The sequence below is a fragment of the Kiloniella antarctica genome (assembly GCF_042682825.1).
Classification (GTDB): Bacteria; Pseudomonadota; Alphaproteobacteria; order Kiloniellales; family Kiloniellaceae; genus Kiloniella; species Kiloniella antarctica.
The window spans coordinates 1-25,433 of the sequence record NZ_JBHUII010000011.1 but is presented as its reverse complement, the minus strand read 5'-3'; the positions used below and the strand labels follow the sequence as shown (position 1 = coordinate 25,433).

Sequence of the window (25,433 nt, the reverse complement as noted above, 5' to 3'; positions counted from 1 at the left end):
GGTGTCGGCGTTTTACCTATCTGCTATAAGGTTAGATACAAACTAAATTTCAATCCATAGAGAGTTGAAACCCAAATGGCTTTAAAAACCAAACCGGGATCGTCTTTTCGAACACATATCTTCGTGTTCCTTCTTCCAGCGGCCCTAATCTACACACTCTTCATGATACTCCCGCTGATTGACACCGTACGGTTCAGTTTTTATAGCGAAGAAGCCGGGGGACCAACGACTTTTGTAGGCTGGGACAACTATATCCTTATTCTTACCGATGAACGATGGTGGAGAGATTTTAGCAATGCGCTTGAAAACAACTTTATTTTCTTTGTTGTCCACATGCTCATTCAAAACCCAATAGGCCTCCTTCTCGCCGCGTTACTTAGTCTTCCACGCCTAAGGATGGCAAACAGTTATAGAACCCTTATTTTTATGCCAACTATGCTTTCTGTCGTAATTATTGGATTTATTTGGAAGCTTATCCTCAGCCCTCTTTGGGGCGTAGGAGATACTCTTGTTGGTTTTGTTGGGTTCACAGACGGCCTGCCTGCCCTTTTGGGTGAAGAATCGACTGCTCTCATTACATTATCACTGATATCGGTTTGGCAATTTGTCGGTATCCCGATGATGTTGATTTATGCCGCACTTCTCAATGTTCCAGACGACCTTGTTGATGCGGCAATTGTAGACGGCGCAAACCAATGGACCGCGTTTTGGCGTATCAAACTACCTTTGATTTTACCAACTGTTGCAATGGTTTCGGTACTAACCTTCGTTGCAAACTTTAACGCCTTTGACCTGATTTATGCCGTAAAAGGAGCACTCGCTGGCCCAGATTTTCACACGGACATTATGGGCACAATGTTCTATCGAACGTTCTTCGGTTTTCAGCTACAACCTGGCAGCGCAACTATGGGTGCGACAGTGGCAAGCTTAATGTTCCTTGTCATTCTTTGTGGTGTGATGATCTATCTTTTCGTCATCCAACGTCGCTTACACCGATATCAGCTTTAGGAGGGCGGACAAATGAAAATATCCAAACGCATAGGCCCGTTAGGCGTTCACGCCATTCTCCTAACTTATACCGCTATAGCCCTTTTCCCGATCCTATTAGTAGTTATGAATTCCTTTAAAAGTAAAAAAGGAATTTTTCGCGACCCGTTGGCTTTTCCAGATGCAACAACGTTTGATCTAATCGGTTTTGAGAAAGTGATCGCCCGATCATCGTTTGATGTTTATTTCAGTAATTCGATATCTGTGACAGTCATAAGCCTCGTGCTCGTTCTTTTACTTGGCGCTATGGCAGCCTGGGCCCTTGCTGAATACGATTTCCCAGGAAGCGATTTGATGGCCCTGTATCTGGCGATCGGGATAATGATCCCTATTCGCCTAGGAAGTGTAAGTCTTCTTAAGATGATCGTAGCCATGGATTTAGTGAACACCCTAACTGCGTTAATATTGGTTTACACTGCTCAGGGCCTACCACTTGCCATATTTATCCTGAGAGAATTTATGGCGCAAATACCAAATGACCTTAAAGAAGCAGCCCGTTGTGACGGTGTTTCTGAATATAGAATTTTTTGGTCGATCATACTTCCATTGGTTCGCCCTGCATTGGCTACAGTCGCAGTATTCACAATGATCCCAATATGGAATGATCTTTGGTTTCCGCTTATTCTTGCTCCGGGTGAAGAAACGGCAACAGTTACACTTGGAATTCAACAGTTTATTGGACAATACGTAACAGATTGGAATGCCGTACTTGCGTCTTTAACTTTGGCTATTGTTCCAATCCTGATCCTTTATGTGATTTTCTCCAGACAACTAATCCGGGGATTAACATCTGGAGCAGTCAAATGATCAAAGTGTTTAGGAACAAATCAAACAATATAAAATGCACGGCTGTGCATCAGGAGAGGTAGATCCATGGCTGATATTACACTTTCAGGCATCAAAAAATCATATGGCAAAGCCGAAGTTCTGCACGGCATCGACATTGACATCAAACACGGTGAGTTTGTTGTCTTCGTTGGCCCTTCGGGTTGCGGAAAATCAACCCTGTTACGCCTTATCGCAGGACTGGAACCCATCACAGATGGCGAACTAAAAATAGCAGGTGAAGTCGTAAATGATATGACGCCTTCCCAACGTAAAATCGCCATGGTTTTCCAATCATATGCTCTTTACCCTCATATGACAGTCTACAAGAATATGGCCTTCGGCCTTACCCTTGGGAACAAAGGCCCCTTGGGTGGGTTATTTGGCGGCGGAGAGAACAAAAAACTCATCGACGAGAAGGTACAAAAAGCTGCAAAGAGCCTTCAACTCGAAGAATACCTCAATAGATACCCAAGAGAACTTTCTGGTGGTCAGCGCCAACGCGTGGCCATTGGGCGCGCTATTGTGCGTGACCCAAATGTCTTCTTATTTGATGAGCCCTTAAGTAATCTCGACGCCGCTTTACGGGTAAATACACGTTTGGAAATTGCCAAACTACACCAAGACCTTGATGCCACGATAGTTTACGTAACACATGATCAGGTTGAAGCCATGACATTGGCTGATAAAATCGTTGTCGTTAACGGAGGTAATGTTGCTCAATTCGGTTCACCGCTTGAACTTTATCACCACCCAGCCAATAAATTTGTTGCAGGATTTATCGGCTCCCCTTCTATGAATTTTTTAGAAGGGACGGTAACTTCCCTTGGCAGTAAAAATATCGAAATTTCTTTAGATTACGATGGAACCAACGTCCATATTCCTGTTCACCCGGACACAACGAATGTCGGCGACAAAGTCTCCGTGGGTGTACGCCCTGAACATATGCAAGAGGGTACAGATCTCCCTTTCCAACTCAAAGCAAAAGTAACCGTTGTTGAGAGGCTTGGTGATGCCAGCTATCTCTATTTGGAGAATGGTGAAAATGATCCCCTTTGCATCAAAACGGACGGTCACAGTACCACCCGTTCAGGAGATACGGTCGAATTCAGTGCTGAATTTTCTGCTATCCATGTATTCGACAGCCTTGGAAATGCCTTAACACGCACAACCACCGACGAGCGCTATAGAGCACCCGAATTAAACGTTTAAAACCGAAGACAAGACAATGTTAATGAAATGGGCAGGTTCTCTATAGGGGAGCCGGCCTTTTTTGCTTGTTCTCAATAAAATCTATCAATGATTGGATTGATACCTCATAAATCAATTCAAAACCAAGCAAAGTTCCACTCTCTCCATAAAATTGATCCACATCAACGACATGAATATTTGATCTCTTATAATACCGAATATCAATAGTAATCGAGAACGACTATTGCACGAGAGATGAGACATAATTTAACGGGCAAGCTACGAAATCAGAACAACCTGAAAGTAAGCTTCTAAGTCCGGTCGGTGGATAATTTAAAACATGACCAAAGATTCTGATCTGTTCATTTCCAGTCATATTGCTCAGATAGCTCCCGAGCATCTGGAAATTACACTCCAAGAAATTCTTAAACATCCTTACGCAGATGTTCCCCTCGTCGACGACAAGGGAAAGGTTGTCATTTTGATCGATGCACCAACGAATAAAGATGCAGTATCGACCATAGATAGCATCAGAACGACTGAAGGTATTTTTTCCTTCTCTCCCGTCTATCAACACCAAGAAGATTGACCCCGGAAGCTACGTATCTATCCCGGTTGAATAAGGATCCTATGTCATGAAATTATCCAGACGTGACTATATTAAAGCCAATGCTATCGCACTTGCCGCCGGTGTAGCCGGAATGGCAACCAAAGCCTCTGCTAGCAATCTGATCACAGACAGTTCAAAAACTGAACTCAAATGGTCAAAGGCCCCCTGCCGTTTTTGCGGAACAGGTTGCAGTGTTATGGTTGGCACAAAAGAAGGCAAAGTAGTTGCCACGCACGGCGATGTAAAAGCCGAAGTTAATCGTGGTTTGAATTGCGTCAAAGGATATTTTCTATCCAAAATTATGTACGGTAAGGATCGCCTAAAAACGCCCCTACTTCGGATGACCGATGGTAAATACGATAAAGAAGGCGAGTTTACCCCTGTGTCCTGGGATGTAGCCATGGACACCATGGCCGATAAATTTAAAGCAGCTATAAAAGAAAATGGTCCCACTTCGGTTGGTATGTTTGGTTCTGGACAATGGACTGTTTGGGAAGGTTATGCCGCTTCTAAATTGATGAAGGCTGGTCTCGGTACCAACAATATTGATCCGAACGCGCGCCATTGTATGGCTTCTGCTGTTGGTGGCTTCATGCGGACCTTCGGTATTGATGAACCAATGGGTTGTTACGACGACATTGAAGCAACAGATGCATTCGTGCTTTGGGGTTCCAATATGGCAGAAATGCACCCAATTCTTTGGACCCGGGTTACAGATCGTCGTTTAAGCGCACCCAACACAAAAGTTGCCGTACTATCAACGTTTGAGCATCGTTGCTTTGATCTTGCCGATATTCCAATGATCTTCACACCCCAAACCGATCTTGCGATCCTCAACTTCATTGCGAATTACATTATTCAAAATGACAAAGTAAACCATGACTTTGTATCTAAGCATGTAAACTTCCGTCGCGGTAATGATGATATTGGTTACGGCCTTCGCCCAGAACATGAGCTTGAGCAAAAAGCAAAAAATGCTGATAAAGCAGGCGGCTCTACAGAAATGAGCTTTGAAGAATTCAAAGTCTTTGTTGCTGATTATACCGTAGAGAAAGCATCTGAACTGTCTGGCGTTCCAGAAAATCGTCTGATTGAACTTGCTGAGCTATATGCCGATCCGAACCGTAAGGTCGTCTCTTTCTGGACGATGGGTTTCAACCAACATACACGCGGTGTTTGGGCGAACAACCTCATCTACAACATTCACCTTTTGGTTGGTAAGATTTCCACACCGGGTAATTCACCTTTCTCCTTAACAGGTCAACCATCTGCTTGTGGTACAGCACGTGAAGTTGGAACATTCTCACACCGCCTTCCTGCTGACCTCGTCGTTGCAAACCCCAAGCACCGTGCTATTGCAGAGAAAATTTGGAAAATTCCGGCAGGGATTATTCCACCAAAACCTGGGTTTCATGCCGTTCTACAAAATCGCATGCTCAAAGACGGTAAACTTAATGCCTACTGGGTTATGTGTAATAACAACATGCAAGCCGCACCAAACCTGAACGAAGAAGGTTATCCCGGTTATCGCAATCCAAAAAACTTTATCGTCGTATCTGATCCTTATCCTACTGTGACAGCTGAAGCTGCAGATCTCATCCTACCAACAGCTATGTGGGTAGAAAAAGAAGGTGCTTATGGTAATGCGGAACGTCGTACTCAGTTCTGGCACCAATTAGTTGACGCCCCAGGAGAAGCCAAGTCAGATCTATGGCAGCTTATGGAATTTTCCAAACGCATCACAACTGACGATGTTTGGCCAAAGGAAGTTCTCACCGAAAATCCTGAATTTAAAGGGAAGACGCTTTTTGAAGTTCTTTACCAGAACGGGAACGTTGATAAATTCCCTCTCGAACAAGCTCATCCTGATTACGGAAATGTGGAAGCCAATCACTTTGGTTTCTATGTGCAAAAAGGTTTATTTGAAGAATACGCCGAATTTGGCCGCGGTCACGGCCATGACCTCGCCCCCTTTGATCGTTACCATCTGGAACGCGGCCTAAGATGGCCTGTCGTCAATGGTAAAGAGACCAAGTGGCGCTTCAAAGAAGGTTCTGATCCTTATGCCAAACCGGGTAGTGACTTTGATTTTTACGGTAAACCCGACGGAAGAGCGGTTATCTTTGCCCTTCCCTACGAACCCGCCGCTGAGAGCCCGGATGAAGAATACGATTTATGGCTCTCTACAGGGCGCGTACTTGAACACTGGCATTCTGGTTCAATGACCCAACGTGTGCCTGAGCTTTACAAGGCCTTCCCTGATGCAGTTGCTTTTATGCACCCAGATGATGCCAAAATGCGTGGGCTCCGACGCGGTCAGGAAATAAAAATCATCTCCCGTCGTGGTGAAATGATTACCCGTGTGGAAACCCGTGGACGTAACAAACCGCCAAAAGGATTGATTTTCGTTCCCTGGTTTGATGCCAGCCAGTTGATTAACAAAGTTACGCTTGATGCAACTGATCCTATTTCCAAGCAGACAGACTTCAAAAAATGTGCTGTCAAAGTTATTGCTACCGGGAGAGCGTGAAATGAAAAAATTTCTTATTAGCGTCGCCGCTGTCGCGGGATTCCTTGCTTTTGGTGTCAGTGCCCATTCCGACGGCGCCGCCACTCTTCGCCAAGGGACGCCAATCACCTCTGAAGCAGAGGCTCCGAAGATGAATAAGGTTGAAAATAAGGACGTAAAACGGATTAGAAATTACCCTGAACAACCTCCAACTATTCCTCATAAAATCAGATCTTATGAGATCTCAACCAATGCCAACAAATGTCTTTCTTGCCACGCACGAACCCGCACAGGTGAGTCTCAAGCTCCCATGGTGAGTGTTACCCACTATATGGACCGAGATAATCAGGTATTGGCAACAGTTTCACCACGTCGATATTTCTGTACTCAATGTCACGTAACCCAGGTCGATGCCCCACCGCTTGTTGAAAACGAGTTCATTGACGTTGAACACATCATTAAGGCTGAATAGGCAAAACCATGTTGACACCTTTTAAAAAATTGTGGGGTATGGCCTGTTGGATATGGTCCCATGGCAATCGCCCCGCGAAACATCTTTCAATTGGTTTCCTGACCATTGGTGGCTTTGTTGCTGGCGTTATGTTCTGGGGTGGTTTCAATACCACTCTGGAACTGACCAACACCGAAGAGTTCTGTGTCAGTTGTCACGAAATGGGCGACAATGTTTTTGTTGAGCTGAAACCAACCATCCACTACAGCAACCGCTCTGGCGTCCGCGCCAGTTGTCCAGACTGCCACGTACCGCATAACTGGACTGACAAAATTGCCCGTAAAATGCAGGCTTCCAAAGAAGTATGGGGCAAGCTGTTTGGCACCATCAACACCCGAGAGAAATTTCTCGCCGAAAGACGACGTCTTGCCGGACATGAATGGGATCGCCTTAAGGCAAACAACTCTCTGGAGTGTCGTAACTGCCATTCAACCACATCTATGGATATAACAGCTCAATCCGAAAGAGCGGCAACAGCCCACCAAACTTATCTATTCACGGGAGAAAAAACTTGTATCGATTGCCATAAAGGCATCGCACATGAACTACCGGACATGACAGGTGTTGAAGGCTGGGAATAACTTCCTCCGTCGATTGCTTTACAAAAAAGGTGAACTCTCATTGGAGTTCACCTTTTTATTTACTGCAAAATATCTAAGTAAAGGCGAGATTCGAACTCGCCTTATCAAATTAAACCACATACAGCCCTATTATAACTAAGTGTAATTAACCAGACACACTCAGTTATAATAGGGCTGTACTACCTTTACAGTAACATTTAAAATCTAGCTTGTGGGTGGCCCAGAGATGACAGCCTGATACATCCAGATACTAAACCCATAGGCAATGACGAGCCCAAGAGTTATTGCAGGAACTAAACCCGCAGCAAGAAACATAAACAAAGTTATTTCTTGTGCTTTTGTTTTTTCAGTTGAGGTATTTTGAATATCTTGCACTTTAATTCTCGCTATTTTTCAAAGTGACCCACCTACTTAAACCGTGAGCAGATGATCATTAAACTCTCATTAGATATGAGAGGATAACGCGCAATAATTAAAATCACATTGATACATATCAAAGTCCATCAAAAGAGTAACAATCATCTGAACCAATCTTATGTGAAAAATGGATCCAGTCGTTAGCGACTTGTAACGGACTAAATCTTGACTTATAAGCGAGTTATCCTAGGGGTGCCTCATAATATGGGGCTGAGATTGTGCTGGTATGTACGGGACCCTTCGAACCTGATCCGGGTCATGCCGGCGAAGGGATTGGACCCACGGCAGAATCAAAACTCAGCTTATAGAGATTAAATCTATATCTGCCCAAAGCCTCCCAAAGCTCCCCGGATCTCCTTGTGAATTAGACAACAGGAGATCTAACGTGTCTGAACTTAAGAACACACAGTCCCACCCACCACTGGTGTCTTCACCGGAACCAAAAGTACATACATGAACCCGCCAAACGATCCTGATCTTCTCGACTAGAAGTTAGGGACTATACAGAGAGATCAACGATAAGACACAAGGCATAACGCAAATGAGTCGCCAGTATAAAATAATGGGAAGCCTATTTATATTGATGCTGATCGCGTCGAAAAAGTGGTAAAGGAACCAGCAGAATAATGCATATAGAAATCATTGGGTCAGGTATTGTTGGCTTATCATGTGCTGCCGCTTTTGCGGAAAGATGCTGTGATGTTACCGTTATTTCTGAAAGTAACGGACCTGACGAAAGCTGTTGTTCATGGTGGGCTGGAGGGATGTTATCCCCCTGGTGCGAGATGGAGAGCGCAGAACCTCTAATAGGAGAACTTGGCGTTGAATCCATGGCTTTTTGGTCTCGTTTCACATCTACCTACAGGCAAAAAGGCACACTTATAGTCGCCAGTCCACGGGATGTGCCTGATTTAAAACGCTTTGGACGCAGAACCCAGAATTGGGAACAAGTCAAAGAAGAGCAAATCAAGATACTTGAACCAGATCTTGCAGGACGATTTACGACCGGATTATATTATCCACAAGAAGCACATTTTGATCCAAGGGAGGTTCTCCCTGAATTGGTAGCTTACTTGCAGGAAAAAGGCGTTACGTTCCAATTCAACAAAAAACAGTCCGATGATTTTCTCAAAATCCCGACAACCGCAGATTACCGCATAGATTGTCGCGGCTTGTCTGCCAAAGACACACTGAAAGACCTGAGAGGCGTCAAAGGAGAGATGGTGCTGATACAAAGCAGCGAAATTTCGCTCTCTCGCCCAGTACGTCTACTACATCCACGTATTCCTCTTTATATCGTTCCTAGGAATAATGGCGTATTCATGGTTGGCGCAACCATGATAGAAAATGAAGAACGTACCAGGGCCAGTGTGAGATCTATCTTGGAATTACTTTCTGCGGCTTATGCTCTCCACCCGGCCTTTGGCGAAGCCGAAATACTTGAAATTGGTGTTGATGCTAGGCCCGCCTTCCCAGATAATCTACCCCGGATTGTTCAAATGGGGAAAACAATTTATCTCAACGGTATGTATCGCCACGGTTACCTCGCAGCACCCGCCATGGCCAAAAAGGTCGTTGAACTTGCATTATCTGGTAATGGAAATACTCCCCCATCCAGTTCGTACACAGGAAACAGTTAATGAACTTAACGCTCAATGGTGAGGCTATCATCACAAAGACATCAACACTAGCTGCGCTGCTGGATGAGCAAGGTTATGGAGATGCAAAAATCGCAACGGCCGTAAATGGTACTCTCGCACCGGCAAGTCTAAGAGCAACAACTGACTTAAAAGACGGTGATGCCATTGAAGTTGTTGCCCCAATGCAGGGAGGATAATCATGACTATTCAATTTTATGATCAAGAAGTCTCATCTCGCTTTTTAATCGGCACGGCTCTCTACCCCTCTCCCTCTATCATGCTTGAAGCAATCAAGGCTTCTGGGTCTGATATCGTCACTGTTTCTCTACGAAGAGAGTCTGGTAAAGAACAGTCAGGTCAAAATTTTTGGTCTTACATCAAAGAAACAGGCGCTAAAGTCCTTCCAAACACTGCGGGTTGCAAAACGGTAAAAGAAGCCGTAACCACGGCTCACATGGCCCGTGAAATTTTTGAAACACCTTGGGTAAAGCTTGAGGTGATCGGCGAAGACGACAGCCTGCAACCTGATGTTTTTGGCCTGGTCGAAGCTGCAAAAATACTCAGCGAAGATGGTTTCCAGGTTTTCCCTTACACAACAGAAGATCTTGTTGTGGCAGAAAAACTTATCGCTGCAGGATGTGAAGTACTTATGCCTTGGGGCGCACCAATTGGAAGCGGACGTGGATTAAACAATATCTATGGCCTACGCAGTCTTCGTGCCCATTTTCCCAAAGTACCATTAATTGTTGACGCGGGGATCGGATTGCCTTCACATGCAGCAGCTGCGATGGAACTTGGCTATGACGGTGTACTTTTGAATACAGCCGTCGCCAAGGCAGGTGATCCCGTTCTTATGGCCAAGGCTTTTGCAATGGCTATTGAAAGCGGTCACTTGTCCTTTATCGCTGACCCAATTGAAAAAAGGGATATGGCCGCGCCTTCCACCCCGGTAGCAGGCCTTCCCTTCTGGAACCAAGAACATGCTTAACCCCTTTTACCAGATCGTTGACAACGCTAACTGGCTTCCTCGGCTTCTCCCAGTAGGTTTAAAGCTTGTCCAATTGCGTATAAAAGATGCCGAAGAAGACGAAGTTCGCGAACAAATCACCCTTGCGCAAGAGCTCTGTAATCAATACCAAACCCAACTCATCATCAATGATTACTGGGAACTGGCAATTGAACTTGGCTGCGATTTCATTCATCTTGGTCAAGAAGATCTTGATGACGCAGATATCGGGGAAATTCGCCAAGCTGGCCTTCAGCTAGGTGTCAGTACTCATGATGAAAATGAACTCGATAGAGCTCTTGATTTAGAGCCCGACTATATCGCTCTCGGCCCGGTCTATCCGACTATTCTTAAGGAAATGCACTGGGAACCCCAGGGTGCCGAAAACGTAAGGCGTTGGAAGGAAATGGTTGGACACATCCCTCTTGTTGCAATCGGCGGTCTTTCCGTAGAGCGTGCTTCTGAAATATATGATGCAGGGGCCGATACCATCTGTGTCGTTACCGATGTTCTTTATAACGAAAGTCCCGAAGAACGTCTTCAGGAATGGCTTGAACTCAGTATAGAGAGACAAGCTGAATAAATTAATGACGGTCACTTATCACATTGAGTGACCGTCATTCTATAAATCAGGACTAATCTGAAATAACAGCCAGTAAATCTTTCGTTTCGATTTTTGAACCCGGCTTAACGAGAAGTTCAGTTACCGTTCCGGTCTTTTCAGCCAGTACGGACGTCTGCATTTTCATAGCTTCAATAGACATCAATACATCTCCCTGCTCGACTTGATCACCTTCACTAACAGACACCGTCACAATTAGGCCAGGCATTGGTGCTCCTATATGATCAGAGTTTCCAACAACGGCTTTGGGATGTGCAACTTTAGCAGATGCGCGGCTTCGATCTGTTACCCTCACATTTCTCGGTTGACCATTAAGTTCGAAGAAAACAGTACAAACACCCTCATCATCAGGTTCACTGATTGCTCTAAAACGAATGATCAGCGTTTTTCCTTGTGCGATATGTACAGAGAGTTCTTCACCAATATTCATACCATAAAAGAACGCTGGTGTTGGCAGAACAGATACAGTACCAAAGTTTTTCTGGTGCGCTGCATAATCCACAAACACTTGTGGATACATTAAATAAGAAGCAAATTCCCGATCACTTATCGCGCGTTCAACTCTTTTCTCAACTTCAGCTTTTTCAACAACTAGATCAGCCGCAGGCATCAAAGATCCCGGCCTTGCTGTAATGGCCTCTTCGTCTTTAAGAACCTTTTTTTGAAGCGCTTGTGGGAAACCACCAACGGGTTGTCCAAGATCACCTTTGAAAAAAGATACAACTGATTCAGGAAAGGCAATTTCCTTATCAAAGCTTTCAACATCTGCGCGTGTAAGATCACTCGTAACCATCATCAAGGCCATATCACCAACCACTTTGGAAGATGGTGTTACCTTAACAATATCGCCAAACATATCATTGACCTCAGCATAAGCTTTAGAGACTTCAGGCCAACGTTCTTCAATACCGAGAGAGCGGGCTTGTTGACGGAGATTGGTATACTGTCCACCGGGCATTTCATGATGATAAACATCTGAGGTTCCACTACGAATATCACTTTCGAAGCCGATATAATTAGCTCTGACATGCTCCCAATAACCAGATAATTCTTGTAGAGCACCATCATCAAGTCCGGTATCACGATCTGTATTGCGCAAGGCAGCCGCGATCGATCCCAAGCTAGGTTGTGATGTCAGACCGCTCATTGAATCAATACAAGCATCAACCGCATCAACGCCGGATTCAGCCGCAGCAAGAACAGTTGCAGCAGATATACCACTGGTATCATGAGTATGCAGATGAATTGGCAAACCAACTTCATTTTTGAGCGCTTTGATAAGAATTTTGGCCGCGGCTGGTTTTAACAGTCCCGCCATATCCTTGATGCTCAAAATATGGGCCCCTGCACCTTCAAGCTCTTTGGCCATGTTCACATAATATTTGAGATCGTACTTAGACCGATTTGGATCAAGAATATCGCCCGTATAACAAATCGCAGCCTCACAGATCTTGCCAGTTTCACACACAGCATCCATTGCAACACGCATATTCTCGACCCAGTTCAGGCTATCGAATACCCGGAAGACATCCATGCCAGCATCCGCAGATTGCTGGACAAAATACTTCACAACGTTATCAGGATAATTGGTATACCCCACGCCGTTGGATGCCCGAAGTAACATTTGGGTGAGCAAATTGGGCATTGCAGCCCGAAGCTTCTCTAAACGCTCCCATGGGCATTCTTTTAAAAACCGCATGGATACATCAAAAGTTGCGCCCCCCCAGCATTCCATTGAAAACAGATTACTTAGATTTTGCGCGTAATAAGGAGCGATTTTATGTAAATCATCGGTGCGAACCCTGGTTGCAAGCAAGGACTGATGTGCATCACGGAAGGTCGTATCCGTGATCAATAGACGCTTTTCATCCTTCATCCATTGCGCAACTGCTTTAGGACCTTTTTGATCCAAAAGTTGTTTCGCACCATCTGGAATAGATCCACCGTTTGTTTTTGGCACCTGTGTTTCATGAGGGCTTGTCGGATGTATCCGCCCTGTAACCTCACCGTTGCCATTGACCATGACATCGCCGATAAACCGTAGCAATCGCGAGGCACGATCTCTGCGACGTGGCATATGAAAAAGTTCGGGCGTTTCATCGATAAACTTTGTTGTATATTCACCACCACGGAACTTTGGATGGGATAAGACGTTTTCAAGGAAAGTGAGGTTGGTTGAAACACCTCTGATCCGGAACTCACGTAAAGCACGGTCCATACGTGCAATGGCTTCATCAGGTGTCCCGCCCCACGCGGTAACTTTCTCCAACAAAGAATCATAATGGCGGGTAACAACAGCGCCAGAAAATGCCGTTCCCCCGTCAAGACGAATACCAAACCCCGTTGCGCCACGATAGGCGAGGATTTTACCGTAATCCGGAATGAAGTTATTCTCTGGATCTTCTGTGGTTACACGACATTGAATCGCGTTACCATTCAAACGAATGTGTTCCTGCGCAGGAACACCGGAATCGTTCCCGCCAATGGTTCCCCCTCCGGCAATACGAATTTGAGCCTGAACAATATCGATCCCAGTAACAGTTTCAGTTACAGTATGCTCGACCTGGACGCGGGGATTAACCTCGATGAAATAGAACTTTTCAGTGTCCATATCCATCAGAAACTCGACCGTACCCGCATTTGAATAGTTGACTGTCTTCGCAATTGCTATAGCAGCATCACTAAACTCTTTACGCTGAACGTCACTCAAATAAGGAGCAGGCGCGCGTTCGACAACCTTTTGGTTACGGCGTTGAACTGAACAGTCACGTTCGAATAAATGAACGACATTACCATGGCTGTCGCCAATAATCTGAACTTCAACGTGCCTTGCCCGACGAACCAGCTTTTCCAAATAGATTTCATCACTGCCAAAGGCCGCCATAGATTCTCTGCGTGCAGCATCAACCTGTTCTATCACTTCACTCTCGTTTTCGATAACACGCATACCGCGGCCACCGCCCCCCCAACTCGCTTTGGTCATTAAAGGATAACCGACAGCAGCAGCCATTTTGCGTACGTCATTATCATCATACGGCAAAGCTATGGTCGCAGGCATTACAGGGGCACCGGCCTGCTCAGCGAGATTACGCGCAGAGACTTTATTCCCCAGCCCACGCATAATATCACCTGAGGGGCCAACAAAAATGATCCCTGCCTCTTTACATGCATCCGCAAAGTCAGGATTCTCAGAAAGAAATCCATACCCAGGGTGAATCGCATCAACTTTGGCCTCTTTTGCAACCCGTAAAATATCTTCGATACCGAGATATGCTTGTACAGGCCCCTGCCCTTTACCAACGAGATAGCTTTCATCAGCTTTAAATCGGTGCAAAGCAAATCGATCTTCATTTGAATAGATTGCGACCGTCTCAATACCAAGTTCTGTTGCCGCCCTAAAAATCCGAATAGCAATTTCGCTACGGTTTGCAACCAACAGTCTTTTGATTTTTTTGTTCTCGAGATCGTTCACAACTCTTAATCCTTTTGATTTTTCCGTGTTTTTATTTCTTCACAAAGTTGGACCGCTTTATGAATTCCCCATTTACGTCTCTGTCTTCTATCTCGAATACGACACAGAGCTTAATTATTTACCAATTAAATACTCTCAAGTGTCCAGTAATCGATCGACATAAACACTTAGATTCAATATTCACCGTATAAATAGCACATACACGAAATCAATCCATGAGATTAACAATAAACAAAGAAAAGAAATGGAGTTGTACCGAGACAATATATAAGTGATAATTACAACTGTTATTGTATAGACATCTTATTTTGCACCCCAATAACTGGATTAAACAAAAACATAAATTAATATACAGTATTAATAAGAAATTATTTCAAGATAGAGTAGTTATTAAGGCTTTCGATATAACCGCACAGTAGGTCCGGTAATATCTTTATCCGTTTCAATAACCATTCCCAAGATCATGTTAACCTTCGTGCCGTCTTCTGCTAAGGGAAGCAATAATCTTTTATATCCAACATGATCTCGTTCTTCAACGCCCCACGCCACTTCCCAATAATGAGGGCAAGCCGTTTCAACGACGGACTCAAAGGCATTTTGAACAAGGGGAAGATTCTCAGGAGGGAAGAGTTCCGAAATAAATTTCCCCGTACAATCTTTCCCAATAATTTCAGTTAAAAATGATCCCCAAAGACGATAATGAAAGTCATACTTCCCGTTATCAAAAGAAACATCGACCAAAGCAATTCGACCAAGTATCTCAATTATCTCTGCGGGATTAAGATGCTGTCTTCCTGGCAACAACCCATTTCCAGGAGAGATAGCACACCAATAATCGTAAAGAGTTTTAAAAGACTCTTCATTTGATGCTTTTTCCGGGAGCTCACATAACCCTGTAAAATTCATAGTTCCATCCAACAGTACAGGCAGATGTAACCCCATCAACAACATAGCATAAAAAAAATTAAAATCTACTTTCGAGAATAAATAAAAAACTTCCAACAAATACACAGATACGTGATTTCATTTTTTATCGTTCTCAGTCCAAACTTTATAGATGACAAAATCTCTCATCATTTTCTTTATATCCATATCGGCAACTCTCATAAACAACAGTACCAACGCTGATCAAAAAGATCCTCGATTATCAATGTTGTTTACACGGTTATTAACGGTATCACCGGGCCCGCGAAGTATTGCCCTTGAAAACGATATATGGAAGATTTGGTTGGAAACCGAAGACCAAGCCATCCAAAAATTGATGAAAACAGGAGATTATGCAACCCAAGAAAATCAGCTTCAAGACGCGTTAAAGACATACACCCAAGTGCTACAAAAAGATCCAAATTTTGCTGAGGCATGGAATAAACGAGCGCTTACCTACTACCTTATGGGAAACTATACGGCTTCCCTTTCTGACATAAGAAAGACGCTCACTCTTGAACCCAGACATTTCGGCGCTCTGTCAGGGCAAGGTTTGATCTACTCTGCGCAAAATAAGTGGACCCTTGCAAAAAGAGTATTTAGAAAAGCACTGGAAATTCACCCAACGATGCGTGGGCCTCGGATAAACTTATCTATTATTGAAAAACAAGAAGACGAAGAGGAAGCTTAAATAAATTAATGCCTAAGACCAATATGGTAACCGTTCAAATACAATAAGCATTGCGATACCAATGGAAAGCCCATAAGGGACCCCCCCATCACGTTGAAGCCATTCAGGTAATTGGATATTAAATTTTGCCAATAAATATTCTAGTTGATGAGAAAACTTTCGAAGTAAAAGTATGATAATTACTTGCCCGCCTCCGACAAGAGATAAAATAACAACAAAAGGTGGGAGAAGCCCAAACCCGGTCCAAAGTGCGAGGCTACTTAAAAACTTCACATCTCCTCCTCCCAAAATTTTAAAGGCAAACAGAGCAACACCAGCAACGAGAACAACTAACATAGCACCTATATGATCAAGTAAAGGTGTGGCAGCTCCTCCCCCCAGATAAGCGACTGGAAATAGTAAAATGATTGCAACAGGGATCACATTTGGTATCCGCATCTGAATAAGATCAGACAGCATCGCAATAATCACAAAAGCAACTAAAACGAACTTCGTTATAAAGAACGGTTCCAATTCCATTTTCACTCCAAAATTTAACTTCTTATCTTTAGAGATTATCTAGGGTTGATTCTCAGATATACTCTTTTCATATATTCGGTCAATTACGGTAAATGCTTCATTAAGATCAATTTTAAAAACAAATTATTCTTATAAATGATTTTTTTATTGATTGGACGTCCAATTAAAATAAAATGTCTTAATATTAGAATTACGGAATTTGAATAATGCCCAAATTGGGGATGGAAACCATCAGAAAAAAACAGCTCATTGAAGCAACGATCACCTCTATTCATGAGTGTGGTTTTTCTGATATTTCCTTGCGAATGATAAGCCAAAAGGCAGGCGTCTCTACTGGAATAGTACATCACTATTTCCGGGACAAAAATGATCTTTTACAAGCAACAATGAGAAAGATGCTCGAGGATCTAAGAATATCCGTTTTACAACACCTTAAGGGCACATTGTCTCCAGAAGAACGTATAGAAGCCCTCTTATCTGCTTACCTAGATCCCAAACTTTTTGAGCCTGAGACAGTTTCTGCTTGGCTCGCATTTTGGGCGCACGTGCCTCATTCTGACAGGCTCAAACGTTTACAACATGTTTATGAAAAAAGGCAAATGAGTACCTTCCGGCACGCATTTAAAAGCTTACTTCCTCATGAAAAAGCCGAAAAAGCTGCTCGTGGAATAGTCGCACTTATTGACGGGCTCTGGATCAGAACATCTCTTCAAGAAAACGTAATAGACTACGAGCAAGCCCATGAAATTGTACAGCAATATTACGAAATGCTTCTGTATCAAAACAGCAAGACCAAACTGGGAAGAAAGAACGCGACATGTTAAATAACACATTCGATTACATCATTGTAGGTGCCGGATCCGCTGGTTGTGTATTGGCAAACCGCCTCAGCAAAAACCCTGACCGCTCAGTGCTCCTTATAGAGGCCGGCGGGAGTGATGGATCAATTTTCATCCAAATGCCAACTGCTCTCTCCATCCCAATGAATATGTCTCGTTATAACTGGGAGTTTGAATCAGAGCCCGAACCCTGGATGAATGACCGACGCATGCATTGCCCTCGAGGCAAAGTCCTTGGAGGATCATCATCCATTAATGGTATGGTTTATGTTAGAGGGCACGGTTGTGACTTTGATGAATGGGAAGAAGAAGGCGCTTTAGGCTGGGGCTACAAAGATTGCCTCCCTTATTTCCAACGTGCGGAAACCTGGAAAGGTGGCCGGGATGAGTACCGTGGCAATGAAGGTCCTCTGGCGACCTGCAACGGCAATGAAATGAAAAACCCTCTCTATTCAGCTTTTGTGAAAGCGGGTGAAGAAGCAGGTTATGGCGCAACAACGGATTACAACGGTTATCGTCAAGAAGGTTTCGGCCCTATGCATATGACCGTAAAAGACGGCGTTCGTTGGTCAACGGCAAATGCCTACCTGAAGCCCGTATTAAAACGCCCCAACCTCAAGGTTATCTCTAACGCCCTCACCAAACGCATTGTCATGGAAGGCAAAAAAGCCACAGGTATAGAAATTGAAGTTGGTGGACAAACCCAAATTTACAAAGCTGCAACTGAAGTAATCCTCTCCTCAGGTTCTGTGGGCTCCCCACAGCTGCTTCAGGTTTCAGGTATTGGGCCGGCCAACGTTTTGAAAAAAGCTGGCGTAGATGTCATTCATGACCTGCCTGGCGTTGGGGAAAACCTTCAAGATCATCTTGAAGTTTATTTCCAATTTCGCTGTAAAGAACCTATTACCCTGAACGGAAAACTGGATCTTTGGAGTAAATTCCTCATCGGGACACGCTGGATCCTCTTCAAAGATGGTCTTGGTGCAACCAATCACTTTGAATCTTGTGCTTTTATTCGCTCGAAAGCAGGATTGAAATGGCCTGACATTCAGTATCACTTTCTTCCTGCAGCGATGCGGTACGATGGGCAGGCTTCGTTTGATGGCCATGGTATTCAAGTTCACGTTGGCCCCAACAAACCAAAGAGCCGTGGTCACATCCGGATCAAATCCGGTGATGTGAACGACAAACCCGAAATACTTTTTAACTACAATGAGCACGAAGACGACCGTGCGGCCTTCAGAGCTTGTATTCGTTTAAGCCGTGAGATCATGGAACAAAACGCCATGGCACCTTATGCCCAAGACGAAATCCAGCCCGGTGCTAACCTGCAAACCGACGAAGAGTTGGATTCCTGGATCCGTGAAAACGCAGAAAGCGCATATCATCCTTCTTGCACTTGTAAAATTGGTTCAGATGATGATCCAATGGCTGTTTTGGATAATGAATGTAAGGTAAGAGGCATCGAAGGTCTGCGAGTGGTAGACAGCTCTGTCTTTCCGACAATTACAAACGGAAATCTCAACGGCCCCACGATCATGGTCGCCGAAAAAGCTGCCGATTGTATTCTTGGCGCTCCACCGCTTCCAGCATCTAACGCCCCAACTTGGATCCACCCCGAGTGGGAGACTAAACAGCGGTAAAGTTATCTACTTTAGTAGATATATGACTTTCAAAAAAAAACGCGGCTTAAATAAGCCGCGTTTTCTTGTATTTCTGAATTGTACTTAGTCAGATACAGCCACAATCCGGAGAACCACAGCCGCGAGGAGCTTCGTGTTGATGCTCAACAACTGCACCTTTTTGCTCTGTTTTCAAACCAAGGCGCTCAAACAAAGCCATATCTTCGTTTTCTTCAGGGTTAGCAGTCGTAAGCAGCTTGTCACCATAGAAAATTGAATTAGCCCCTGCCATAAAGCAGAGTGCCTGCCCTTCGTCACCAAGTGAACGGCGGCCCGCAGATAAACGAACGTAAGACTTTGGCATCATAAGACGGGCGACAGCAACGGTTCTCACCATTTCAAAGCTATCAAGACGCTTCATATCACCAAATGGCGTCCCTTTAACCGGAACCAGCATATTGATTGGAACGGACCCCGGATGTTTGGGAAGGTTCGCAAGAGCCATCAGAAGACCTACACGATCTTTGCGCTCTTCGCCCATACCAATAATACCGCCGGAACAAACATTCAAACCAGCTTCACGAACATTACCCAACGTTTCAATACGATCATCAAATGACCGCGTGGTAATTACTTCAGGATAATACTCAGGGGACGTATCAATGTTATGGTTATAGTAATCCAAACCTGCTTCTTTGAGGCTGTCAGCCTGATCCCGATTTAACATACCAAGGGTCATGCATGTTTCCATGCCTAGGTCTTTAACTGCAGTTACAATTTCTGCAATTTTGCTGATATCGCGGTCTTTTACGTTACGCCAAGCAGCGCCCATGCAGAACCGGCCGGAGCCATTGGCTTGCGCTTTTTTTGCGTATTCAAGAACAGTATCTTTATCCATCAACTTACTGGCACCGACGTCGGTGCTGTAGCGTGAAGACTGCGAACAGTATTTACAATCTTCGGCACAACCACCCTCTTTGATATTCAAAAGAGTAGATAACTGTACTTTATTTGGATCAAAGTATTTACGGTGAATGGTTTGCGCACGAAAGAGTAAGTCCATCATTGGTAGATCGTAAAGGGCCTCGATTTCTTTCGATGTCCAGTTGTTACGAATATCCGTATCAGTGGAATCTTCACAGATTTCATTTTTCAATTGATCAGCCACAGCTTCAACAGAAGAGATGGCTACCTCGTGTCCAGAAATCTCTTCATCTGATACTTCAGGGGACACAATACTTACTTCGTTTTCCATGGCGATCTTCGCTCCCATGTTTAATCCTATGCGCTGTTCTAACTGTCCAAAATTATTTCGGCAAGCAACAAGCACGTTCGGTGTTATACTTTTACCGCAATTTACGTATTCTAAATTTTCTAATATCAGCTTGTTAATTGTATAGAGACAAATAAGTCAGTTTCTACGGCCTAAACACACTTTTATTATTGAATTTTTATAATGGGTTAAGCTCTTTCATCGCCAATGCCATCGCTTTCCATGCCTCGTCTATCTGTTCATCGTTAATGACATAAGGCGGCAAAAGGTACAGCACATTTCCAAGAGGGCGTATAAGCATATTACGATCCCAGAACCACTTTTTAAGATCACCACCAAGGGAAGAGTTATACCCACCGTCATCAACAATGGCATCAAACGCCCCAATAGTCCCCATAATGCGATGATGTCGAGTTTGCGGAAGTTCCCGAATGTAATCCATCCCGCGATGGTGCGCCGCCTCAATCCTCTTGAAACTCTTTTGCGTCTCATCACTTTGCAATAATTCAATCGAAGCTAAAGCTGCCGCGCAACCAAGAGGATTGGCCGTAAATGAATGTCCATGACAAAAGGCTTTATCAAAAGTCTCTCCTAAAAAGGAATTGTACAGTTCATCTGTTGCAACCGTAACGGACAAAGGTAAGAACCCGCCTGTCAAACCCTTTGAAATACAGATCAAATCAGGTGTTACCCCAATTTTCTGACAAGCAAAGTTACTTCCTGTACGACCAAACCCTGTCATAACCTCATCGAAAATGACAAGAATGCCGCGCGATTGAAGTTTATCAACAACAGACTTAAGAAATACAGGGCGCACCATGCGCATCCCCCCTGCCCCCTGGACCAAAGGCTCTAAAATCATCGCACAGATTTCATTCCCATACGTTTCCAAGTGCCGATCCAAGGCCTCTAATGCAGCGGCTTCTTTTTCTTCTACATTATCGTCGTGTTCCCAAGTATTGGGATAGGGCATGATATCAACGGAAAACAAAAGATCTTTCCAGGCATCAAACATCTGACAGGATACCCCCGCAGACATTGCCCCAACGGTATCGCCATGATAAGCCCCATCGAAGGTCATAAACCTTGTCCGGCCAGTTTGGCCCGTATTGCGGCAATGTTGATAGGCAATCTTCATCGCGACTTCAACAGCGGTCGAGCCATTATCAGAGAAGAAAACTCTGTTTAAAGATCCAGGGAGAAGATCACTTAGAGCTTTTGCAAGTTTAACCGCGGGTTCGTGAGTAAATCCGGCAAAAATAACCTGTTCTAATTTATTTGCCTGATCAGCAATGGCCGTTGCAATTTTTGGATTAGCATGACCAAAAACATTTACCCACCAAGATGAAATATAATCAACGATTTCACGTCCATCTTTGGTAAGTAAGAACACTCCTTGGGCGGAATCAATAACGACAGGATCTGGTGCAGTTTGAGCCTGGGTAAAAGGATGCCAGACATGACGTTTATCCAACTCCAAAAAATTGTCAGTCATTATTAACATTCCTTCCAAAAAGTTCCGTCACTCTTTGTAATTTTGGTTTAAGAGAAGCAATCGTATTAAAGCTCACATCATCACATTGCGGAAGTTCTGCCAAAACCTCTATGTCTCCGTATTTTTCTATCGCGTTTCGATTTCCAGGATTGGCCGGACCGTTCATGATCACACCTGCCACGTTTATTTCTCTCGAACGGAGAGATTCTAAAGTAAGAAGCGTGTGATTAATTGTCCCTAATCCAGAACGTGCAACGATAACAACGGGAAAACCCAATCGTACAATTAAATCAATCATCATAAAATCATCATTTAAAGGGACCAGAACCCCGCCGGCACCTTCAACTACTAGAAATTCTTCCGCGCCATGTTCAGGCAATCGAATATTCTCGAGGTCAATGACCTTATCAACATTCTTCGCAGCGGCATGAGGAGACAAAGGATCCGGAAAACTGTATGAACAAGAATAAATTGAAGTTTCGTCAATCCCCGTCAACCTTTGAATTTCCGGACTATCATGATCTTTAAATGGCCCGGTTTGAATAGGTTTCCAGTATGAAGCTTTCAAAGCTTTGACAAGCGAAGCAGCCACGAAGGTCTTACCAACTTCAGTATCCGTGCCTGTCACAAACAGGCCCGCAGAATTCAAAGTCGTTTTTCCAGGAAAAATTGTCTCTTTCATACCTCACCGGTTTCATTAATCGTTTCAAACACCGAAGTCATTCATTTTTGCTGCAGAGCACAAAAACCACATCATAATCAGCTTCGACAACCCCATCTGTAAAGTAACTTTCATAATTTTTAAGCAAGCTCCGCAATTCCCCAACTCCTAAGGGATTTCGTCCTAAATCACGGGAATGTGCTCCGATTTCCCTTAGATTTCGTAAAAACTCCAAACCGTTATTATGGCGTTGTACAAAGAGTTTTTTTTCTAGTTCAACTGTAAGTCCAGCAAGACTATCAGTATAAAAAACAGCTGGTGGAAACTCTGGAGCCATCCTATCAATTGATAATTCCTTTTGGCATCTATGCCATAAATCAAAAGTATCAGAAGCCAGTGAGGTAAAAGCCATAAGGCCTTGGGGACTAAGAAGTTGAGTTAGTTTATGCAAACTACCTTCGAGGTCGCGAAACCATTGAAAAGCCATATTAGAACAAATTAAATCAAACGGCCCTTCAAAATCTGGGTTTTCTCCATCCATAACCGAGAAAATTATATTTTTGTGTCCGGTAATGCCGCAATTATTTTCTGCTGGGATAGAACTTTGACACTGCTTCAGCATGTCCTCAGAAATATCTGTCACATGCCACTGAATCTCTTGGTTAACATCAGAATATAAATCATAGAGCGCTCTGGTTAAGTATCCCGTCCCACAGCCGATTTCTAATATTCTTATTGGCACTTTTCTATCAAGGTGTTGTTTAATTAAGTTAGATAAAAATATGGCTGTCTTCTGTTGTACTTCGGCCTGTTTTTCGTAACTCTGCGCTGCCGCACCAAATCGGCGCACAAGGCCGTCTTTCCATACATTATCAATCATAGACTTGTAATCGCCCGTTCAATAAGAGCATTACAAGCCGCTGGTGCCGTTAGAGGAACAAGATGTCCCTTCCCTTCAAGCCACGTAACATTCTCAAATCCAAACAGAGACGTAGTCATGGCTTGTGACACAACTTGGTCACCTTTATCTGCAAGAATAAAAGTATTAAGTGGGTCATAATGAAGACGTGCATCCTCATCACAAAGAAATTGCAAGCCCCACATTAATTGTTCTTGATTTGGGCAAGAGGACAGATCAAAAGGAACTTGTTTTTCTGGATCACACAATTCATGAAAAGTCCTCAATACTCCCTCTGATGAGAAAGGAAGCTTTCGGATCATACGTTCAATAACCCGGTTTGGCACTCCCTCAGGAAAGCTACCCCCAGTTGAGTACTTTGAAAATCCACAAATAGAAATCAATTTTTCCCAGGTTATTTTATTCTGAGAGAGAAGCCATAATACCCCAAGAGAGTGACCAACCACGATGTCATAATATCCGGGGTCAGGCATTTTTTTCATTCCAAAAAAACCAAAGTCTGCCAATACATACTCAACATCAGTTTGCAGATTTTCGACAACAGCATCCCATATCTCTGTACTATTACCCCAGCCATGAACGAACAATACTCGCATTAAAGTCCTATTTCTTTACAGCTATGAACAATCGCTTTTGCCAAAGAGATAACCTGTTCTTTTGAATGCACAGCACTGAGGGTTACACGCAACCGAGCTGTTCTCTCTGGGACAGTTGGTGGACGAATTGCCCCAACGATAAATCCTTTTCCCTCAAGATAATTAGCCACAGCGATAGTTTGCTGATCACTTCCGATCATTACAGGCACTATTTGAGTTTGAGACAGGCCTGTGTCCAGACCTTCTTGTTGTAGTATACCTCGAAACACGTCGCCTATTTCCTTTAGGTGTGATCTTTCTTGATCCTGTTCGGGTATCAACTCCAAAGCAGCATCAATAGCCCCCAAGATTTGAGGTGGTAAAGCGGTGGCATAAATCAGCCCGCTACAGGTATTGATTAAATAATCCCTTACGACTTTAGAACAAGCAACATAGGCTCCATAAGATCCCAGCCCCTTGCCGAAAGTTCCCATCACCAATTCATCATTTGATATGCCGCCAGCACACAAGCCCATTCCTTTGTTGCCGAGTACACCGGTCGCGTGAGCTTCATCAATATAAAGAAAGGCATCGTGCCGTTTCGAAATCGTCCGAATTGCTGTCACATCCAGCATGTCACCGTCCATGGAAAAGACACTTTCCGTGATAATTATTTTCACACGTTCGTCATCTTTATGTTGGAAAAGTAACTTTTCCAGGTGATCTAAATCATTGTGGCGAAATCGAATTTGTTTTGCGTTGGCTGCCTGAGCACCAAAGTGCAAACTGGCATGGTTGAGCTTATCGGTAAACAGGAGGACTTTAGGATTTTCTTTCCCGCCCAGTAAGGATCGTTGCAAAAGTGCCGCTAGAACCGACGCATTGGCTTGAAAGCCAGAATTGAGGATCAAAGCCGTTTCAGATCCTTTTAGATTTGCAAGCTTTCTTTCTAGATCTTCATAGAGGGCATGATTTCCAGTAATAAGACGTGAAGCACCTGATCCCGTGCCATAAGCTTGCGCCCACTCACGTGAACGCTCTTTAAGCAGTGGGTGATGCGATAAGCCAAGATAATCATTAGAAGCAAAATTATGAAAAATCTTTTCCCCACGCTCAATGCGTCCGTCTTCAAGGGGAATTGAGCTCTTAAGTGAGCGCCGTCGGTCTTCTGGAATTTTCAGAAGTTTTTCTTCTATAAGATCAGATAAGCTTACCACTCGAACTACTCCAACAGCTAGCTATTCAATAGAGCCGTTACGACCCCAGCCGGGTTCTTGACAAGTTTTAATGGCAAAGAAACATAAGAGCAACTGCCGTGATAATGATCAACTGTGATAACGATCAAATTGATCTAATTCTTATAACCAATAAAAAAAAGGTGGCATAAATGCCACCTTTTTTTAAACATGTTTATATATTTATCTATGCACGTCGGCGACTGCGACGACCTTCACGCGCCCCACCAGCGCCTTCTGCTGCTGGCT

At 44.0% G+C, this 25,433-nt stretch carries 24 protein-coding genes and 1 riboswitch; of the genes, 14 read left to right on the top strand and 10 right to left on the bottom strand.

Going from position 1 to position 25,433, the window contains the following annotated elements:
- Positions 1 to 75: 75 nt before the first annotated feature.
- The 7 genes from ACFSKO_RS16040 to ACFSKO_RS16010 all read left to right on the top strand — a co-directional run bounded on the left by ACFSKO_RS16040 (position 76) and on the right by ACFSKO_RS16010 (position 7,274).
- Positions 76 to 1,008: a carbohydrate ABC transporter permease gene (locus ACFSKO_RS16040; RefSeq protein ID WP_380253476.1), complete on the top strand. Its 933-nt coding sequence runs from the start codon at positions 76 to 78 to the stop codon at positions 1,006 to 1,008.
- A 12-nt stretch (positions 1,009 to 1,020) separates the two neighbouring features.
- The gene (locus ACFSKO_RS16035; RefSeq protein WP_380253474.1) at positions 1,021 to 1,854 is read left to right on the top strand and encodes a carbohydrate ABC transporter permease; all 834 of its coding nucleotides are present in this window, start codon (positions 1,021 to 1,023) and stop codon (positions 1,852 to 1,854) included.
- A 66-nt stretch (positions 1,855 to 1,920) separates the two neighbouring features.
- The gene (locus tag ACFSKO_RS16030) at positions 1,921 to 3,084 is read left to right on the top strand and encodes an ABC transporter ATP-binding protein (RefSeq protein ID WP_380253472.1); all 1,164 of its coding nucleotides are present in this window, start codon (positions 1,921 to 1,923) and stop codon (positions 3,082 to 3,084) included.
- Positions 3,085 to 3,403: 319 nt separating this feature from the next.
- Positions 3,404 to 3,652, top strand: a complete 249-nt coding sequence (locus ACFSKO_RS16025; RefSeq protein WP_380253470.1) for a chaperone NapD — start codon at positions 3,404 to 3,406, stop codon at positions 3,650 to 3,652.
- 46 nt (positions 3,653 to 3,698) lie between these two features.
- Positions 3,699 to 6,203 carry a nitrate reductase catalytic subunit NapA gene (gene napA / locus ACFSKO_RS16020; RefSeq protein ID WP_380253468.1) on the top strand — a complete coding sequence of 835 codons (2,505 nt, stop codon included), beginning with the start codon at positions 3,699 to 3,701 and terminating at the stop codon, positions 6,201 to 6,203.
- Position 6,204: 1 nt separating this feature from the next.
- Positions 6,205 to 6,654: a nitrate reductase cytochrome c-type subunit gene (locus ACFSKO_RS16015; RefSeq protein WP_380253466.1), complete on the top strand. Its 450-nt coding sequence runs from the start codon at positions 6,205 to 6,207 to the stop codon at positions 6,652 to 6,654.
- 38 nt (positions 6,655 to 6,692) lie between these two features.
- Positions 6,693 to 7,274 carry a NapC/NirT family cytochrome c gene (locus ACFSKO_RS16010; RefSeq protein WP_380254438.1) on the top strand — a complete coding sequence of 194 codons (582 nt, stop codon included), beginning with the start codon at positions 6,693 to 6,695 and terminating at the stop codon, positions 7,272 to 7,274.
- A gap of 204 nt (positions 7,275 to 7,478) precedes the next feature.
- Here ACFSKO_RS16010 and ACFSKO_RS16005 read toward each other — a convergent pair whose 3' ends face one another.
- The gene (locus ACFSKO_RS16005) at positions 7,479 to 7,649 is read right to left on the bottom strand and encodes a periplasmic nitrate reductase, NapE protein (protein WP_380253464.1); all 171 of its coding nucleotides are present in this window, start codon (positions 7,647 to 7,649) and stop codon (positions 7,479 to 7,481) included.
- 220 nt (positions 7,650 to 7,869) lie between these two features.
- A riboswitch (TPP riboswitch) is annotated at positions 7,870 to 7,982 on the top strand.
- Between the two features lie 335 nt (positions 7,983 to 8,317).
- Here ACFSKO_RS16005 and ACFSKO_RS16000 point away from each other — a divergent pair.
- The 4 genes from ACFSKO_RS16000 to ACFSKO_RS15985 are packed head-to-tail and all read left to right on the top strand — an operon-like array spanning position 8,318 to position 10,920.
- The gene (locus ACFSKO_RS16000; RefSeq protein WP_380253462.1) at positions 8,318 to 9,331 is read left to right on the top strand and encodes an FAD-dependent oxidoreductase; all 1,014 of its coding nucleotides are present in this window, start codon (positions 8,318 to 8,320) and stop codon (positions 9,329 to 9,331) included.
- Complete coding sequence (gene thiS, locus ACFSKO_RS15995; RefSeq protein ID WP_380253460.1) at positions 9,331 to 9,528, top strand: sulfur carrier protein ThiS; 198 nt, start codon at positions 9,331 to 9,333, stop codon at positions 9,526 to 9,528. Before ACFSKO_RS16000 ends, thiS begins: the two co-directional genes overlap by 1 nt.
- Before the next feature lie 2 nt (positions 9,529 to 9,530).
- Positions 9,531 to 10,319, top strand: coding sequence for a thiazole synthase (locus ACFSKO_RS15990; RefSeq protein WP_417457973.1), 789 nt, complete (start codon positions 9,531 to 9,533; stop codon positions 10,317 to 10,319).
- Positions 10,312 to 10,920 (top strand): thiamine phosphate synthase, encoded by a 609-nt coding sequence (locus tag ACFSKO_RS15985; RefSeq protein ID WP_380253458.1) that lies wholly within the window; start codon positions 10,312 to 10,314, stop codon positions 10,918 to 10,920. Before ACFSKO_RS15990 ends, ACFSKO_RS15985 begins: the two co-directional genes overlap by 8 nt.
- A 52-nt stretch (positions 10,921 to 10,972) precedes the next feature.
- On the opposite strand, the gene pyc is transcribed toward ACFSKO_RS15985, so the two are convergent.
- Positions 10,973 to 14,431: a pyruvate carboxylase gene (gene pyc / locus ACFSKO_RS15980; RefSeq protein ID WP_380253456.1), complete on the bottom strand. Its 3,459-nt coding sequence runs from the start codon at positions 14,429 to 14,431 to the stop codon at positions 10,973 to 10,975.
- Between the two features lie 390 nt (positions 14,432 to 14,821).
- Positions 14,822 to 15,337, bottom strand: coding sequence for a PAS domain-containing protein (locus ACFSKO_RS15975; protein WP_380253454.1), 516 nt, complete (start codon positions 15,335 to 15,337; stop codon positions 14,822 to 14,824).
- Positions 15,338 to 15,488: 151 nt separating this feature from the next.
- Here ACFSKO_RS15975 and ACFSKO_RS15970 point away from each other — a divergent pair, with 151 nt between their 5' ends.
- Positions 15,489 to 16,046 (top strand): tetratricopeptide repeat protein, encoded by a 558-nt coding sequence (locus ACFSKO_RS15970; RefSeq protein ID WP_380253452.1) that lies wholly within the window; start codon positions 15,489 to 15,491, stop codon positions 16,044 to 16,046.
- 12 nt (positions 16,047 to 16,058) lie between these two features.
- Here the strand turns inward: ACFSKO_RS15970 and ACFSKO_RS15965 are convergent, their stop codons facing one another.
- Positions 16,059 to 16,565, bottom strand: coding sequence for an A24 family peptidase (locus ACFSKO_RS15965; RefSeq protein WP_380253450.1), 507 nt, complete (start codon positions 16,563 to 16,565; stop codon positions 16,059 to 16,061).
- Positions 16,566 to 16,771: 206 nt separating this feature from the next.
- Between ACFSKO_RS15965 and betI the strand changes: the two genes are divergently transcribed.
- Complete coding sequence (gene betI, locus ACFSKO_RS15960; protein WP_380253448.1) at positions 16,772 to 17,389, top strand: transcriptional regulator BetI; 618 nt, start codon at positions 16,772 to 16,774, stop codon at positions 17,387 to 17,389.
- Positions 17,383 to 19,047, top strand: coding sequence for a choline dehydrogenase (gene betA / locus ACFSKO_RS15955; RefSeq protein WP_380253446.1), 1,665 nt, complete (start codon positions 17,383 to 17,385; stop codon positions 19,045 to 19,047). Before betI ends, betA begins: the two co-directional genes overlap by 7 nt.
- A gap of 88 nt (positions 19,048 to 19,135) precedes the next feature.
- Here betA and bioB read toward each other — a convergent pair whose 3' ends face one another.
- From bioB to ACFSKO_RS15925, 6 genes are all read right to left on the bottom strand, one after another.
- On the bottom strand, positions 19,136 to 20,299 hold the full coding sequence (bioB, locus tag ACFSKO_RS15950) for a biotin synthase BioB (RefSeq protein WP_380253444.1): 1,164 nt from the start codon (positions 20,297 to 20,299) through the stop codon (positions 19,136 to 19,138).
- A 178-nt stretch (positions 20,300 to 20,477) separates the two neighbouring features.
- Positions 20,478 to 21,794 (bottom strand): adenosylmethionine--8-amino-7-oxononanoate transaminase, encoded by a 1,317-nt coding sequence (bioA, locus tag ACFSKO_RS15945; protein ID WP_380253442.1) that lies wholly within the window; start codon positions 21,792 to 21,794, stop codon positions 20,478 to 20,480.
- Complete coding sequence (gene bioD, locus ACFSKO_RS15940; protein WP_380253440.1) at positions 21,787 to 22,476, bottom strand: dethiobiotin synthase; 690 nt, start codon at positions 22,474 to 22,476, stop codon at positions 21,787 to 21,789. Before bioD ends, bioA begins: the two co-directional genes overlap by 8 nt.
- A gap of 37 nt (positions 22,477 to 22,513) precedes the next feature.
- A complete protein-coding gene (locus ACFSKO_RS15935) occupies positions 22,514 to 23,335 on the bottom strand; it encodes a methyltransferase domain-containing protein (protein ID WP_380253438.1) in 822 nt (273 codons plus the stop codon).
- The gene (locus ACFSKO_RS15930) at positions 23,332 to 23,970 is read right to left on the bottom strand and encodes an alpha/beta fold hydrolase (RefSeq protein ID WP_380253436.1); all 639 of its coding nucleotides are present in this window, start codon (positions 23,968 to 23,970) and stop codon (positions 23,332 to 23,334) included. The genes ACFSKO_RS15935 and ACFSKO_RS15930 overlap by 4 nt, the downstream gene beginning before the upstream one ends.
- Positions 23,970 to 25,166 carry an aminotransferase class I/II-fold pyridoxal phosphate-dependent enzyme gene (locus ACFSKO_RS15925; protein WP_380253434.1) on the bottom strand — a complete coding sequence of 399 codons (1,197 nt, stop codon included), beginning with the start codon at positions 25,164 to 25,166 and terminating at the stop codon, positions 23,970 to 23,972. The genes ACFSKO_RS15930 and ACFSKO_RS15925 overlap by 1 nt, the downstream gene beginning before the upstream one ends.
- Positions 25,167 to 25,433: the final 267 nt, after the last annotated feature.